This is a genomic window from Salinicola socius, assembly GCF_001937195.1.
Taxonomy (GTDB): Bacteria; Pseudomonadota; Gammaproteobacteria; order Pseudomonadales; family Halomonadaceae; genus Salinicola; species Salinicola socius.
Genome location: NZ_MSDO01000003.1, coordinates 168,679 through 184,799, shown reverse-complemented (window position 1 = coordinate 184,799; position 16,121 = coordinate 168,679). Strand labels below are relative to the sequence as shown.

The window sequence follows — 16,121 nt, the reverse complement described above, 5'->3', positions numbered from 1 at the left end:
CGTTGCTGGACGCGACGCCAGCGGATGGATTAGGTTACTTCGCGTAACTTTTCTGTCACCGGGATTTCTGCGATGCAACCTCTTCTCAAACGCTTGACGGCCGGCACGATCGTCGCCGGCATGGTGCTATCACTCACCGGCTGCGGAACCCTTTTCTATCCCGAGCGCAAGGGGCAGTTGCAGGGGCGCATCGACCCCGGCGTGGCGATTGCCGATGGGCTGGGCCTGCTGCTATTCATCGTGCCAGGCGTTATTGCCTATGCGGTGGATTTTTCCAACAACACGATCTACCTGCCGGGTTCGCATGATGCCTCGATCGATCGCGTTCACTATGACGGCCAGCTGAGTGACCATCGGCTGGCGTCGCTGATCGAGACTCGCACCGGGCGCGATGTCGACGCTGGTCTACCCATCGTCGAGCGGGTCGCGACACTGGATCAGGCGCTGTCCAAGCTCGAATTCGACAATCGGCAGTTTGCCGATTCGTCAGGGCGGATTCCTGGCGCCTCATTCTCGAGCGATGAGTCATGAGTCCCGAGTAATTTGCTAATCTGCTTGTCTGGGCACCGGAAAATGCCGCCGTCGGCGGTATTGCGCCACAGCTGATAGGGAGATTGGTCATGCGTACTTTCGAATGCCATCACTGTAATCCGTCGAGTCGGCTCTTCTTCGACAACACGCAATGCATCATCTGCGACGCTGAGGTCGGCTGGTGTCCGGCCTGTCATACCATTGCGGCGATGATTCCGGACAACGAGGTCGGCTATCGCTGCGCCAACCCGGGTTGTGGAACGGCGCTCGTGAAGTGCTTCAACTATGCCAGCGAGAGCGTCTGCAATCGCATGCAGACACCGGAAGACCACGCGGCTTACGACGGCTTGTGTGACTGTTGTCGCCACAATGCGGTGATTCCCGATCTCTCGATCGAGGGCCACCGTGAACGCTGGGCATCGCTGGAGGCTGCCAAGCGCCGACTGTTCTACACGCTGGATCTGATCGGCCTGCCGCACCCTTCGCCGCAGGACGAATCGGTGCTGCCGCTGAGTTTCGCGTTCATGGCCGATGCCCTGCCGGATGCCGGGCTATGGCGCTCCACCGGCAGCGACGAGAAGGTCTATACCGGCCATGCGCAAGGGTTGATCACGATCAACCTCAAGGAGACCGACGATGCAGAGCGCGAGCGGCTGCGCGTCGATATGAACGAGTCGCATCGCACCCTGATCGGCCATTTTCGCCATGAGATCGGCCACTACTATTGGGATCTGTTGATACGAGGGCATGACGAGGATGCCAGCCGGGCCATTTTCGGCGATCCCGAAGCGCCGACTTACGCCGAGGCGCTGGAACGCTATTACGAGCAGGGGGCCGCGGCGGATTGGGCCCAGTCCCATGTATCCGCCTATGCGACCATGCATCCGTGGGAGGATTTTGCCGAGACCTTTGCCGCCTACCAGGACATCGTCGCGGTGCTGGATACTGCCATCGGACTGGGCATGGCACGGGCCGAGCACGATGGCACCATCGACGCCATGATTCTGGCCTACCAGCAGGTTGGATTGGCGCTGAACGAACTGAATCGGGAGATGGGGTTGCTGGACATGGTGCCGGTGGTCATCACGCCAGCCATCCGTGAAAAACTCGATTACATTCATCGGGTCGTGCAGCGCAGTACTGCAACCACAACTACACCTACACCCACACCCACACCTGCCCCGTAGCTCGTTCCCGAGACATCGACGTCTGCCCCGATCGGCCCGGTGGCGTCACCGGGTCATCGGTTCCCCACCGATAACATCTGTCTTCTCGCCCGTGCTTTTCAGTCATCCTCATCATCGACGTAAGTCGTCTGTTCCTGGCTCTGCGACGCCTTCACCGGCCGTTCGCTGACCGCGAAATAGGCGCTGGCGATCGCCTCGTGGAGATTGTTGAAGCCAATCTGAAACTCATCGATCAATTGGTGTAGCTGGTCCGGTGCACGCGCCAGCGATTGCACATCGGCCTCGGCGACCTCGGCGCGGACCAGGGCAGCGACCGCCAGCGGCCGATCATGGTTGGGTAGCGCCTGCAATTCCCAACTGACCTCTTCCAGGCTGCGCAGCACGGACCGGGGCAGGGCACGATCCTGCAGCAGGAAGCGCAGTACGTCGGGACCGCGCACGCGAAGTCTGACTGCCCGCCGATACATCTGATAGGCCGTCAGCGACTTGAGTACGCTCATCCACTGCAGGTGTTCGAACGGAATCAACTCTTCCGGGTTGCGGGGCAACAGGTTGTTGGACCGCACGTCGATGATCCGGGTGGTCATGTCGGCGCGCTCGAGATGGCGTCCCAGGGTCAGGAACGTTCTCGCTTCGGTATGACTCAACGTGCCTTCGATCAAACCGGTCAACGTCTGGCAGGCGCGTGTCACGCGCTTCAGGAACTCGTCCCGGTTGCGTGCCTTCATGCCGGTCTGGGTCAGCTCGCTGATCTCCAGATAGCAGTGATTGATCTCTTCCCAGATCTCTCGCGGGACAACGTCGCGAGTCGTGCGCAGGTTTTCGCGCGCATTGGCCAGCGAGGAGAGGATCGAACTGTCATGCTCGCGTGACAGGCACAGGAACTCCACCACGTTGCGTTCGTTGCGCTCTTCGAACAGCGTGTCGAACACGTCTCCGCTGCCGGTTATGTCGATCAGGGTCGACCAGCTCAGCGCCGCCTTCCCCGGCATGTCGAGGAGCAGGTTGCTGTTGACGCTGATCAGCCGAGCGGTGTCCTCGGCCCGTTCGACGTAGCGTGCCAGCCAGTACAGATTCTCGGCGACTCGTGACAGCATGCGCTCACTCTCCCTCGGTTTCGACGATCCAGGTGTCTTTGCTTCCGCCACCCTGAGAGGAATTGACCACCAGCGAATCCTTGACCAGTGCCACCCGAGTCAAACCGCCCATGGTGACATGCGTCTCGGTGCCGGACAGGATGAATGGGCGCAGATCGACGTGACGCGGCTCCGGCGTGCCATCGAACAGCGTCGGCGCGGTGGAGAGTGCGAGTGTCGGTTGCGCCATGTAGTTGCGAGGGTCCGCCTCGATGCGCCTGGCGAATTCCTGGCGCTCCTCCTCGGTGGCGCGGGGGCCGATCAGCATGCCGTAGCCGCCGGACTCGTTGGCGGGCTTGACCACGAGCTCGTGCAGATGCTCCAGCACGTAGCGTCGATCGTCTTCGAACATGCACAGATAGCTGGGGACGTTGGGGATCAGCGGTTTCTGGTCGAGATAGTACTCGATCAGCTTGGGTACGAAGGCGTAGACGACCTTGTCGTCCGCGACGCCGGCGCCTGGAGCATTGGTCAGGGCGACCTTGCCCGCACGCCAGGCTCGCATCAGTCCCGGCGTGCCGAGCAGGGAGTCGGGAATGAACGCTTCCGGATCCAGAAACAGGTCGTCGACGCGGCGGTAAATCACGTCCACGCGCTTGAGGCCGTCGACGGTGTGCATGTGCACGACATCGTCGTCGTCCACCATCAGGTCGGAACCCTGCACCAGTTCCACGCCCATCTGCTGCGCCAGATAGGCGTGTTCGTAATAGGCGGAGTTGTAGATGCCGGGCGTCAGCACCACGATCTGCGGCTCGTCACCCGGGCGCGGAGACATGCTGGCCAGCATGTCGTAGAGCTGAGCCGGGTAGTCATCCAGCGGCAGGATACGACCGGTCGCAAACAGCTCCGGCAGCACTCGCTTGGTGACATTGCGGTTCTCGAGCATGTAGGAGACGCCGGAGGGGACACGCAGGTTGTCTTCGAGCACGTAGATCGTGCCGTTGCCGTCGCGGACCAGATCGGAGCCGCAGATATGGGCCCATACACCGTGGGGCGGATCGATGCCCATGCATTGCGGACGAAAGTTCACCGACTGCGCCAGCACTTCCTCGGGAAACACACCGTCCTTGATCACTTTTTGGTCGTGGTAGAGGTCGTCGATGAACAGGTTCAGCGCATCGACGCGCTGCTTGAGACCGGCTTCGACGGCACGCCACTCATTGGCCGGGATGATGCGCGGCACGATATCGAACGGCCAGGCTCGATCGATCGTGCTGCCTTCGGAGTAGACGGTGAAGGTGATGCCCATGGTCCGGATGGCGACTTCCGCCGCGATCTTGCGTTCGTTGAGTTCCTGTGGCGTGAAGCTCGAGAGAATGTCGCAAAGCGGCTTGGCCGCCTCTCTGGGGATGCCGCTGGCATTGAGCAGTTCGTCGTAGAAGCGCTGGCCCGGGTACTGCTTCCAATCCACATTGCCCATGGGAGAAGACTCCTGTGTGCGGGTTTGAAGACGCATTTGTTGGGTGTTGTCGCGTCGCCCGTCGTGGCAAAACCGTATATAAAGATTCTGTAGGCGCTATCAAGCATAGTGAGAGGCTTGTGTAGATGTCACGTTAAACGGCTACGCTGATAGCCTGAATTTGTTCAGTACCGTGTCACCAGAACCCAGAACAAGATCGCCAATCGGCCAAGAGATCGCCATGACCCTACGCGTTGCGCTGTCTCACCGTACGTCCTACATCTTCGATCGCCCCGTCAATCTGTCGCCGCACCTGATTCGGCTGCGGCCGGCGCCGCACTGCCGGACCCCGATCGAAGCTTATTCGCTGAGCGTCTCGGCCAAGCCGCAGTTTCTCAGTTGGCAGCAGGACCCTTTCGGCAACTTCATCGCGCGGGTGGTGTTTCCCGAACCGGTAACGCGGCTCGACGTGGCGGTCGAGGTGATCGCCCCGATGACGGTGATCAACCCGTTCGATTTCTTCGTCGAGAGCTACGCCGAGAACTATCCGTTTGCCTATCCCGAGGCGCTGCGCAAGGAACTGGCGCCTTATCTCGAGATCGGCGAACGCGGCGAGCGTTTGATGGCCTGGCTGGCAAAGGTCCCCAGGGAGTCGTCCGGCATCGCCGATTTCCTGGTGATGCTGAATCAACGCCTGCAGCAGGACATCAGTTATCTGGTGCGCATGGAGCCGGGGGTACAGAGCGGCGAGGAGACGTTGGAGAAAGCCCGGGGCTCGTGTCGGGACTCGGCCTGGCTGCTGGTGCAGATTCTTCGCCATCTGGGGTTGGCGGCACGTTTCGTCTCCGGCTATCTGATTCAGTTGACGGCCGACGTCAAGGCGCTGGAAGGGCCCTCCGGCACCGAGACCGACTTTACCGATCTTCATGCCTGGACCGAGGTATTCATCCCCGGCGCCGGATGGATTGGTCTCGATCCGACCTCGGGTCTGCTGGCAGGCGAAGGACACATTCCGCTGGCGGCAACACCGGAGCCGACCAGCGCCTCGCCGATCGTCGGTTATTCCGACGAGTGCGAGGTGACGTTCGATTTTTCAATGGGCGTCGAGCGGATCCACGAGGATCCGCGTGTCACACGACCCTATAGCGACGACCAGTGGCAAGCCATCGAGCGCCTCGGCGAGCAGGTCGATCGCCGCCTGAGTGGCGCCGATGTCCGTCTTACCATGGGTGGCGAGCCGACCTTCGTGTCGATCGACGACATGGAGGCGGACGAATGGAACACTGCCGCCCAGGGCCCGACCAAGCGCAAGCTGTCCGGCGAGCTGCTCAAGCGGTTGCGGCGCGCCTTCGCCCCGGGCGGCCTGCTGCATTATCGTCAGGGCAAGTGGTATCCCGGCGAATCGCTGCCTCGCTGGGCCTTGGCCTGTTACTGGCGCAAGGACGGTGAAGCGATATGGCATGACGAACGCTGGTTGGCCGACGAGAATTTCGAAGAGAGTGCCGCCCCCGGCCATGCCGCCGAGGATGCGCTTCGCTTCGGCGAAAAATTGGCCGAACATCTGGGCGTCGACGCGGATCATCTGCTGCCGGGCTACGAGGACGCTTTCTACTATCTGTGGCGCGAGCAGACCCTGGCGGTCGATGTCGACCCGCGCCAGTACGATCTCGACGATGAAGAGGAGCGCCGGCGCCTGGCACAGTTGCTGGAGCGAGGTCTGGGCAAGGTGATCGGCTATGCGTTGCCGCTGCGATACGCGCCACGGCTGAATGGCTGGCAGAGCGGCGAATGGCCGTTGAGACGCGAACATCTCTATCTGATCCCTGGCGATTCGCCCATGGGCTTGAGGTTGCCGCTGTCGTCGCTGCCGCAGGCGGCATTTCGCGATGTCGACCAGCCGCATTCACTGTGGGCGCCGACGGCGGCGCTCGAAGACTCGCATGGCGGAGTGACGCGACGCTACCAGGCGGTGCGCAAGGCCGTCGAGGCGGGCCCCTCGGACGCGCGTCGCGAGAATGCCGAAAGCCTTCCCTACAACGCGTTGAGCGGTGGCCGCCTGCCCGCAACCGTCGCCCAGACGGACGACGAGTCGCCTGGCAAGGGCAGCGTGGTCAACGACCAGCCTGACACCATCAACACCAGCCTGTGCCTGGAAGTACGCGCCGGACAGCTCTACGTTTTCGTGCCACCGGTCACGCGGCTCGAGCACTATCTCGAACTCATCGCGGCGATCGAGCAGACCGCCGCGACGCTCGAGATGCCGGTGTTCGTCGAGGGTTATCCGCCGCCTGCCGATCCACGCCTCAACCATTTCATGATCACGCCGGACCCCGGCGTGATCGAGGTCAATATCATGCCGGCGGAGAGCTGGCCGGCGTTGGTAGCCCAGACCGAGACGCTCTACGGGCAGGCCCGACAGACTCGCCTGGGGGCGGAGAAGTTCATGCTCGACGGCCGTCACACCGGCACTGGCGGCGGCAATCACGTTACCCTGGGTGGCGCCACGCCGGCCGACTCGCCGTTCCTGCGACGTCCGGCACTCCTGGGGAGTCTGGTCAGCTACTGGCAACGCCATCCGGTGCTTTCCTATCTGTTCTCGGGCCTGTTCGTCGGCCCGACCAGCCAGGCGCCCCGTGTGGACGAAGCGCGCCACGAGTCGTTGCACGAACTCGAAATTGCGCTGGCGCAACTGTCCCGAGAGGAGACCGCGCAACCGTGGCTGGTGGACCGCCTTTTCCGGCATCTGTTGACCGACCTCACCGGCAATACCCACCGTGCGGAATTCTGCATCGACAAGCTCTATTCGCCCGACAGCGATACCGGTCGGCTCGGCCTGCTCGAACTGAGGGGGTTCGAGATGCCGCCGCATCCGCGCATGAGCCTGATGCAGGGGCTGTTGATCCGGGCGCTTGTCGCGCATTTCTGGGATCGGCCGAGTTATGGTGGCCTGGTGCGCTGGGGCACGGCTTTGCACGATCGCTGGATGCTTCCGCACTACCTTTGGTGCGATCTCGAGGAGGTTCTGGTCGATCTCGACAATGACGGCATGGCCTTTGCGTTGACGTGGTTCGCACCATTTCTGGAGTTTCGGTGCCCGGTATTGGGGCGGGTTCAGTATCAGGGGCTCGAGCTGGAGCTGCGTCAGGCGATCGAGCCCTGGCACGTGCTCGGCGAGGAGGCCGCGGGCGGTGGTACGTCGCGCTATGTGGACTCGTCGGTGGAGCGAGTGCAAGTCAAGGTCAGCGGCATGAGCGGCGATCGCTATGTCGTGACCTGCAACGGGCAGCGGGTGCCGCTGAGGGCAACGGATCGTAATGGCGAAGCGGTCGCCGGGGTGCGCTATCGTGCCTGGCAGCCACCGTCGGCGCTGCATCCGCGAATTCCGGTTCATGCGCCGCTGGTGTTCGATATCGTCGATACCTGGAACCGGCGTTCGATCGGCGGCTGTACCTATCACGTCTCCCATCCGGCCGGGCGCAATTTCGAGAGCTTTCCGGTCAACGCCAACGAGGCGGAAGCGCGGCGTCTGGCCAGGTTCCTGCCTCACGGTCATCGGCAGGGCGTACATGAAGTTCCCGAGCCGCATATCAGCCGTGATTATCCGTTTACGCTGGATCTGCGGGAGCGGGAAAGCGGAATCGACTAGCGGCCTGGCTAAACATCTATATGATGGGCGCCGATAATGGGATGTCATCAGCGACACGATGAAGACCGCATTGCATCAGTTTTGAACGCTTTGCTGAGAACGGGAAGTCGACGATGTCGTCGAGTCTCATGACACCGGCAGGAGTCCGGTGATGACCGGCCGCTGGGAAGGATTCCCCGGCGCACACGCAGACAATAGATGATGGTGGCGATCGAGACGCTTCGCACTCCCTGGTTGGAAACTTATGCCCCTGGCAGCGTTCACGATGCCTTGATCGCTGACGATGGTTCGGTGCGCCCGCGGTGGCTGCCGCTACTGGATCAATTGGGACAGTTGGGGCGGGATACGCTGGTGCAGCGAGCCGATGAAGTGCAGCACCTGCTGCACGAGAACGGCGTGACCTACAACCTGCCGAACGACGAAGCCGGCAGCCGCCGTCAGTGGTGGCTGGATCCGCTGCCGTTGGTGATCGCGCCTCAGGAATGGCAGCAACTCGAACAGGGCCTGCGCCAGCGCAGCCGATTGATGGCAGCGCTGCTCAAGGATATCTACGGTCCGCGTCGAATGCTGGCGGAAGGTGTGCTCCCGGCCGATGCCTTGTATGCCAATTCCGCTTTTCTGCTGCCTTGCGATCAGCTGCTGGCCGAGGAAGACCCTGGCCTGCTGCTGCACGGGGTGGATCTGACGCGCGATGCGCAAGGACACTGGCGTGTGCTGGCGGATCGAGTGCAGTCTCCTTCGGGCGTTGGCTTCGCGTTGGAGAATCGCATCGCCATGGCGCGTGCCTTGCCGGATCTCTATCGCCGTGCACCGCTGAAGCGGCTGGCGGGGTTCCTGAGTGCCCAACACCATTCGCTCTCGTCACTGTCGCGGCTCAATTTCGATCATCCGACCATCGCGTTGCTGGCCCCGGGCCCCGGGCATGACAGTCATTTCGAACACGCCTACCTGGCCAACTACCTCAATCTTGCCCTCGTCGAGGGTAGCGATCTGGTGGTGCGCGACTCGCGTGTCTGGATCCGCACGTTGGGGGGGCTGCAGCCGGTGGACGTTTTGCTGCGCCATATTGGCGATGCATGGAGCGATCCCCTGGAGTTGCGAGGGGATTCCTTGATCGGTGTGCCCGGGCTGCTCGAGGCGATCCGGGCCGGTGGAGTCGGCGTCGCCAATCCGCCGGGCGTCGGTGCGCTGGAACATCCGTTGATCGGTGCACACCTGCCGGCCCTGTGCAAGCGCCTGCTCGGCGAGACATTGCAGATCGAAGGCATGGAGCGTCACTGGTGTGGGCAGCCGGAAGGGCTGGCCTGGGCGATGGCGGGCTTCGAGACGCTGAGCTTTCAACGCCTGGACGGCGAGCCTGGTCCGGTGTCGCCCGCGGACATGAACGAAGAGGCGGCCAGCCGGTTGCGCCAGGCGATCGTCGCCCAACCGGATCGTTACGTGGCCCAGCAGCCGCTGGTGGCGGCGACCGCGCCGTTCTTCAGCCGTGACTGTGCCGAGCTGTCGCCACTACCGTTCAACGTGCGCTGCTTCACCCAGGCGGTCTTCGATACCGATTATCGATTCAGTGGTTATGACGTCATGCCCGGTGGGGTGGCGTGGCACGGTGCTCCGGGTAGTGCGATGCGGTCCAGTCAGTGTGTCAAGGATGTGTGGGTGACCGCGGAAGAACCGCAGCCGCATGTCAGCCGTCTGCGGCGGTCACGCCAGCCGCTGGTAGTCACGCGGGATGGCGCCGATCTACCGAGTCGCGTTGCCGATAGCCTGTTCTGGGTCGGGCGCTACGGCGAGCGGCTCGAGGGACGGTCCCGATTGCTGCGCGAGGCGCTGTATCGATTGCTCGAGCAGGGGCAGGAAGGGCAGGCGGATGACACGCTGGAGGACCTTCTGCATCTGCTCGAGCTCGATACATCATCGCCCGGCGAGTTGCCGGTCGAACGTTTTGTCATGCATCGGGACCGTCTGATGGGGTTGTTTCACGAGACCCAGGACGGCAGTTTACCGATGATGGTCTCGCGTATGGTCAACAACTGCCGCGCGGTTCGTGATCATCTGGGAGACGATGCCTGGCGGGTCTTCAATCAGCTGCGTCAGGAAGCGGTGCGGCTACCCAACGCCGGTATCGACCAGGGGCGGCGATCCGTCGAGACCGTGATCACCCAGCTGGCGGCTTTCTTCGGCCTTTGCAACGAGACCATGCCGCATCACTTCGGCTGGCGCTTCATGGATATCGGGCGTTTTCTCGAGCGAGCGTTGGCGACACTGACGCTGCTGCGTCTGGCGCTGATCGACTCGAGGCATGCCGGCGAGGCGCTGTGGGACGTGGTATTGACCACGACCGACAATGCCACGGCGTATCGGCGACGTTATCGCAGCGAGCTGCATCCGGCAGCCATTCTCGATCTGCTGCTGTTCGACGAGGCCAACCCGCGCTCGGTGGGTTACATGTTCAAGCGTCTCGAGCGCCAGATCGAGCGCCTACCCCAGCCCAGCAATACGCCTTATCGCAGCGACGAGGCCCGGCTGTTGATCAAGGCTCGCTCGGCCCTGCATCTGGCGGATCTGGAGTTGCTGGCGAAGCTGGAGGATGACGAAGATGCCAAGCAGGCACTGGCGGATCTGCTCGATGCATTGACGGTGCCGCTCGAGGCGCTGTCCTTGGCCATCGAGCACAGTCACTTCAGTCACGTCGAAGCCCCGCGTCAGCTGATACCGATGCAGACACCATAGCGGGCGGCTGGCGGCGTTTACGACCGACCGAGTTCGCGACCGGCTGATTTTGCGAGTGACCGAGTTCGCGAATGATTGAGTTGACGACTGTCGTCGCCAGCGACTGTCATCGCCCGGTTGTCATCTTTTCGTTACAGGATTGATGCATGCGCTATCGAGTTCGCCACACGACCCGCTATGAGTACGCGGCGCCGGTTTCGCTATGCCACAACGAGGCACGAATCCTGCCCCGGGAGCTATCGTGGCAGAAGGTCGAACCGACCGGACTCGATATCGAGCCGCGTCCGGCCGTTACCAGCGAGCGCCTCGATTTCTTCGGTAATCGGGTGGCCTTTTTCAGCGTTCAGGAAGTCCATCTGGCGTTGTCGGTCACTGCCTCGACCACCCTTCGAACTCAGGGACGCCCGCTGCCGCCAAGCGAGGTCGATAACGACTGGCAGATGGCCGTACGACATGCCAGCCGAACACCGGAACTCCGCCAATTTCAGCTGGATTCCCCGTTCATCTCCCGAGACCCGGCGCTACGCGGATTCGCAGCATCCAGCTTTCCGGTCGGCCGGCCGTTACTGAACGCGGTAGATGACCTCAATCGTCGTATTTTCGAGACCTTCACCTATGACCCGGCGTTCTCGACGCTGGCGACCCCGGTGCTGGACGTGCTTCGCGCCCGGCGCGGCGTTTGCCAGGACTTCGCCCACCTGATGATCGGATGTCTGCGCTCGCTGGGGCTCTCGGCGCGCTATGTCAGCGGCTATCTGGAAACCCTGCCGCCACCCGGTCAACCCCGGTTGATCGGCGCCGATGCTTCCCATGCCTGGGTCGCGGTACATGTGCCGAACTGGGGCTGGCTCGAGTACGATCCGACCAACGGCAACCTGCCGGGTGAGCGGCATCTCATTCTGGGGTGGGGGCGTGATTACGGTGATGTACCGCCGCTCAAGGGCATCATGAATGGCGGCGGCGCGCACGAGCTCGACGTCTCGGTGGATGTCGAACCGATCGCCGATGACGATGGACGGTCGCGGCAGGGCGCCTTGATCGGCATTTGATGTGTAATGGCGCCTTTTTGGCGCGTCTTTGGTCAGTTCAGATACGGCACGGTTTCGTCAGTACGAACAGCGCTAGCAACCCGGCCGCTAGCCCCCAGAATGCAGCGCCGATGCCGCACAAGGTCACACCGGAACCGGTTACCAGAAAGGTGATCAGGGCCGGCTCGCGCTGGTGGCTTTGCAGCAGGGCGCGATGAAGGCTGCCGCCGATGTTAGAAAGCAGCGCCAGGCCGGCGATCGCCAGCACCAGGCCCGACGGCAGGGCATCGAATACAGTGCCGATCGATCCACCGAAAAGCCCAGCCAGTAAATAGAATACGCCGGCGCAGATCGCTGCCGGGTAGCGCCGGCTCGCCTCGGGATCGACCTCTGGCCCCATGCAGATCGCTGCGGTAATGGCGGCCAGACCGATACTGAAGGCACCGAACGGGGCTAGAAGGAACGTCGCCAATCCGGTCCATAGCATCAGCGGCGAAATGGGTGCGTCGTAGCCGGCAGCGCGCAGCGTGGCTACGCCGGGAGCATTCTGTGAGGCCATGGTCACCACGAACAGTGGAATCCCCACGCCAATCAGGCTCGAGAGCGAGAAGGTTGGCCAGACCGGAGAGGGAGCGCTGACGATCAGTTGGGCCGCCTGGATATCGATCTCACCCAGCAGGCCGGCCACGCCGAGTCCTGCCAGGAGTACCAGCACGATGGCGTAGCGTGGCACCCATCGTTTGGCGGCGAGATAGGTTAAAAACATCGATAGTACCAACAGGAAGTCTCCGTCCAGCGAGGAAAATGCGTCCAGACCGAAGCGCAACAGCACGCCGGCGAGCATGGCAGCAGTGATCGATTGCGGAATGATTTGCATCAGCCTGGCGAACCAGCCGGTGACACCGCAGATCAGAATCAGGACGGCGCTGAATAGAAAAATACCGATTGCCTGGCTCAGCGGAAGACCCGGCAGGCTGACTGCCAGCAATGCTGCGCCCGGGGTTGACCAGGCTGTCAGGATGGGTTGCCGATAGCGCAGCGAAAGCCCGATCGAGGTGATGCCCATGGCCAGGCCCAGCGCGCTCAGCCAGCCTCCGATCTGAGTGGGAGAGGCGCCGGCTGCAGCAGCAGCCTGGAAAATGATCACGGCGGAACTCGTGTATCCGACCAGAACCGCGACGAAACCGGCTGTAACCTGCGAGAGGGTGATTCTGGACGAAACCAGGCGACGTCCATTCGGTAAACGAGCCATGGGAGATATCTCGAAGGGATCAGTAATGTGCGTTATAGCGTACACTTTCGATGAAGCGGTGCCAATGTGCGCTATAACGCACGACCCTGGTTTTTCCAGGCTGACGATTCACTTGCGGTAAAGTGAGGGCTCCAGCAGTGCGTCACTCAGGAGGAAGCATGGAGGCGGATGTATTGGCCATCGGCCGACACTTGAAAAAGCGCCGCGCCGAATGTGGCTGGAGCCTTGATCGAGTCGCTCAGGCCAGCGGCGTGAGCAAGGCCATGTTGGGTCAGATCGAGCGCGGTGAATCCACGCCGACCATCTCGACATTGTGGAAAATAGCCAGTGGTCTGCGGGTACCGCTTACGGGTTTTCTGGTGGCGCAAACCCCCGAACTACAGCGCCCGACATCGACTCCTCAACGGCATCACGACGCCTCGGGAATGATCGTCACGCCGCTGTTTACATTCGATCCGACACTGGGATTCGAAATGTTCGTGATCGAGCTGCCACAGGGCACGGTCAGCGAGTCGGCACCCCATGCGCCTGGTGTCGTCGAGCACCTGGTCGTGCTTGAAGGAGTGATGGAACTCCGACTCGACGAGGAGTGGCAAACCCTGGCGGCGGGGGATGCGATACGCTTTCCGGGTGATCAGCCTCACGCCTATCGCAATCTGTCACGGGCATCGGTCAGAGTTCACGATCTGATTCATTATTCTTCCAGCCAATGAAGCGTTGCCGCGGACCCGGCGCCGGCCTCTCTCTTTCATCGATTTATCGAGAGCATTCCGGTCTTGAAAGATCGTTGTCCATTAGCGCCTGTGGGCGATAACGGGCGAGTAGTGCCCACAGAATGGCTGACGTCTCGCGATCCGGCTGGCCGGCATAGTTGGCGGGACGAAAATGCATCTGGAAGGCGCGTAGCACCTCGCGAGTCTGCCTATCCCCTTTGCCGTTGACGTCGATGGTGTAGCCATAAGCGCTCAGCGCTCGCTGAACTTGCGTCATCGAGGGAGCGCAGCGCGCGAACTGTCGACGATAGTCAGCGACGTCATCGTCTTCTGGCCAGGCGCCGACCCCGGCATCATGAAGTCTTTTCCATGGGAACCGGGGCCCGGGATCGATCTTGCGTGATGGCGCGATATCAGAGTGCCCGAGGATGGCCGTCGGCGGCAGGCGGTAACGGTGGATGATATCGTTTGCCAGCGCGATGACAGCGTCGATCTGCGCATCGGGGTAAGGCTGCCATCGTTGGCTGGCGGCCAGACGGTTAGACGTATTCTGGGGCGTGTTCCGAGACGGATCCCGAAGCGCTCGCTGCGGACCGCGATTGACGATTTCCACGCCAATCGAGGTGTCGTTGAGCTGCGTGCGGTCTTCCCAGCCACTGATGCCGGCGTGCCAGGCGCGGGCGGATTCATCGACCAGTTGCCAGACTCGTGGAAGGCTATTCGTCGTGGGAGGCTCTCTGGGCACCAGATAATGCGAGCTGACATCAGGGCCGAGCAGGGTGCGCATCGCCCTGGCTTCCTCGGAGTCGGTGTAGTGAAGAATCAGATAGCGAATCCGCTGGTTGTAGGCATCGGATCGATGCGCGCGATCGGCCACGTAGCCGTCGCGAACTTCCGTCGTCGGCAGGCTGGTACAGCCGGCCAATAGCGCCAGCAGCCCGGCGATCAGCAGGTGTCGGGCGGGGCGTGAATGCCCGGCGTCGACGCGACTCATAATGCGTCCAGCAGATAGCGGGTCAACAGGCCCAGGGTGAGCGTGATCGAGAAACTCAGCATGGTGCCGAGCAGCACGTATTCGGTCAGCTTGCGGTCGCGGTCCTCGTAGAGGTCGCCGAAGCGCAGTACCGACTTGGCGGTCAGCAGGAACCCGATTGCGGCCATTTGATGGCTCAAGACGAAAGTCAGAATGAGAAAGCGCTCGAGCATGCCGATTCGCGCGCCCGCATCGGCCAGCGTGCCTCGGGTGTCGACGCCTTCACTCCAGCGCCGCATGATCAGCGCGATCAGAACCGAAGCCGGGCGCATCACGGTCAGATACGCCAGAGCGACCAGTAGCGTTGACGGCTGCCAGAACAGCGCGAGATCGAACGTGAGACCGGACAGGTTGTCGCCAACGATCCACCACCAGACGAGCCCGAGTATCAGGATGTGCAGGAGCTGGTCGAGCAGGAAAAAGCGCACCTGGCGCGCGGGGGTATAACTTTTCAGCGTGTCGATGAGCCAATGGGATGCACCAATTCCGAGTGTGCCGACAATAGCGCTAGCGACGCTTGCGCCGAAGAGCACGAGAACGACCAGGCTCAACAGCATGTGAATTCCGACATGCCAGTAGAGCGACGGTGCGCGGAAGTGGTGTTGCTGTTTCTGAAGCGCCCAGCTGTCGCTTTGCAAAACGAAGTCGGCGACGGTGTGCGAGAGCAGCAGTGCCAACAACAGTGACAGACTTGCCTCGCTCATGTCAGTCCCTCCAGGCGGAACCGGGTAAATTCGAGAAATTCGCGAATCAGCGACCAGCGCGCGGCGCTCAGGCGACGATTGATCGTCGGTTGGGAGCGACCCAGGCGTCTGGCAAGTTCGCTTTGAGAGTGTTCGGTCGTCAGGTTGAAGCGAACCACTTCTGCGGCGTTATGGCTCCAGTGGCTGATGACGTCATCGGCAAACAGCATCAGCAGATCGAGATCCGGCTGCGGCGTCGCGAGGAACAGGCCCAGACGCTGATGGCTCTCGCTCAACGCGTCCAGACCCTGGCCGGAGCGCACGAAGGTCTCGCCATCGGCGTCGATGAAGTTGTCGAGTGTGGGCACGCTGCCTTCACCGATGCCGATCGCGATTCTCGCATCCCACATCTGCTGTCTGGAGGGGGAGTGTTCGATGAGACTGGCGCGCATGATTACTGCTGCCGTGACCGACTCCGTCGCCTCGGGAATCGCTACCTGAAAAGCGTCACCGCGAAATCGCATACCCACCGCGCCCAGTGACTGGCCAAGTCGATCAATGCCGAGGTCTATCGCGCGGCGAAGCGCGCGCTTGTCGCTGATATCGCGAGACGCGACGATGTCCCCGCTGAGCACGCCGATCATAGAGATCCCCATCGATAGTGTTTCGCAACGTCTTTCACAACGGTCAATCTATAGCTTAAAAAAGCTATTTTCGCGATTATGCATTAATTTGGCTATTAAAGAATGGTGGTAGTGCTGGTGCGTCGATAAGGATAAGGTA

Annotated in this window: 12 protein-coding genes; 6 read left to right on the top strand and 6 right to left on the bottom strand. The window is 61.9% G+C overall.

What is annotated here, in order from left to right; translation table 11 throughout:
• The first annotated feature begins 72 nt into the window (after positions 1-72).
• A complete protein-coding gene (locus BTW07_RS03805; RefSeq protein WP_075568827.1) occupies positions 73-531 on the top strand; it encodes a hypothetical protein in 459 nt (152 codons plus the stop codon).
• Positions 532-620: 89 nt separating this feature from the next.
• Positions 621-1,718, top strand: coding sequence for a zinc-binding metallopeptidase family protein (locus BTW07_RS03800; RefSeq protein ID WP_075568826.1), 1,098 nt, complete (start codon positions 621-623; stop codon positions 1,716-1,718).
• Positions 1,719-1,816: 98 nt separating this feature from the next.
• Here BTW07_RS03800 and BTW07_RS03795 read toward each other — a convergent pair whose 3' ends face one another.
• Positions 1,817-2,815 (bottom strand): alpha-E domain-containing protein, encoded by a 999-nt coding sequence (locus BTW07_RS03795; RefSeq protein ID WP_075568825.1) that lies wholly within the window; start codon positions 2,813-2,815, stop codon positions 1,817-1,819.
• 4 nt (positions 2,816-2,819) lie between these two features.
• Complete coding sequence (locus tag BTW07_RS03790) at positions 2,820-4,274, bottom strand: circularly permuted type 2 ATP-grasp protein (protein ID WP_075568824.1); 1,455 nt, start codon at positions 4,272-4,274, stop codon at positions 2,820-2,822.
• A gap of 220 nt (positions 4,275-4,494) precedes the next feature.
• On the opposite strand from BTW07_RS03790, the gene BTW07_RS03785 reads away from it, so the two are divergent.
• The 3 genes from BTW07_RS03785 (at position 4,495) to BTW07_RS03775 (ending at position 11,678) form a co-directional block, all read left to right on the top strand.
• Entirely contained in the window at positions 4,495-7,899 is a 3,405-nt protein-coding gene (locus BTW07_RS03785) for a transglutaminase family protein (RefSeq protein WP_075568823.1), read from the top strand.
• Positions 7,900-8,097: 198 nt separating this feature from the next.
• The gene (locus BTW07_RS03780; protein WP_075568822.1) at positions 8,098-10,629 is read left to right on the top strand and encodes a circularly permuted type 2 ATP-grasp protein; all 2,532 of its coding nucleotides are present in this window, start codon (positions 8,098-8,100) and stop codon (positions 10,627-10,629) included.
• Positions 10,630-10,775: 146 nt separating this feature from the next.
• Positions 10,776-11,678 (top strand): transglutaminase family protein, encoded by a 903-nt coding sequence (locus BTW07_RS03775; RefSeq protein WP_075568821.1) that lies wholly within the window; start codon positions 10,776-10,778, stop codon positions 11,676-11,678.
• 37 nt (positions 11,679-11,715) lie between these two features.
• Here BTW07_RS03775 and BTW07_RS03770 read toward each other — a convergent pair whose 3' ends face one another.
• Positions 11,716-12,909, bottom strand: coding sequence for a benzoate/H(+) symporter BenE family transporter (locus tag BTW07_RS03770; protein ID WP_075568820.1), 1,194 nt, complete (start codon positions 12,907-12,909; stop codon positions 11,716-11,718).
• A 158-nt stretch (positions 12,910-13,067) separates the two neighbouring features.
• On the opposite strand from BTW07_RS03770, the gene BTW07_RS03765 reads away from it, so the two are divergent.
• Positions 13,068-13,622 carry a helix-turn-helix domain-containing protein gene (locus tag BTW07_RS03765; RefSeq protein WP_075568819.1) on the top strand — a complete coding sequence of 185 codons (555 nt, stop codon included), beginning with the start codon at positions 13,068-13,070 and terminating at the stop codon, positions 13,620-13,622.
• Positions 13,623-13,665: 43 nt separating this feature from the next.
• Here BTW07_RS03765 and BTW07_RS03760 read toward each other — a convergent pair whose 3' ends face one another.
• The 3 genes from BTW07_RS03760 to BTW07_RS03750 are packed head-to-tail and all read right to left on the bottom strand — an operon-like array spanning position 13,666 to position 15,994.
• The gene (locus BTW07_RS03760) at positions 13,666-14,616 is read right to left on the bottom strand and encodes an N-acetylmuramoyl-L-alanine amidase (RefSeq protein WP_075568818.1); all 951 of its coding nucleotides are present in this window, start codon (positions 14,614-14,616) and stop codon (positions 13,666-13,668) included.
• Positions 14,613-15,359, bottom strand: a complete 747-nt coding sequence (locus BTW07_RS03755) for a DUF3307 domain-containing protein (RefSeq protein ID WP_075568817.1) — start codon at positions 15,357-15,359, stop codon at positions 14,613-14,615. The genes BTW07_RS03760 and BTW07_RS03755 overlap by 4 nt, the downstream gene beginning before the upstream one ends.
• Positions 15,356-15,994 (bottom strand): hypothetical protein, encoded by a 639-nt coding sequence (locus BTW07_RS03750; RefSeq protein ID WP_075568816.1) that lies wholly within the window; start codon positions 15,992-15,994, stop codon positions 15,356-15,358. Before BTW07_RS03750 ends, BTW07_RS03755 begins: the two co-directional genes overlap by 4 nt.
• Positions 15,995-16,121: the final 127 nt, after the last annotated feature.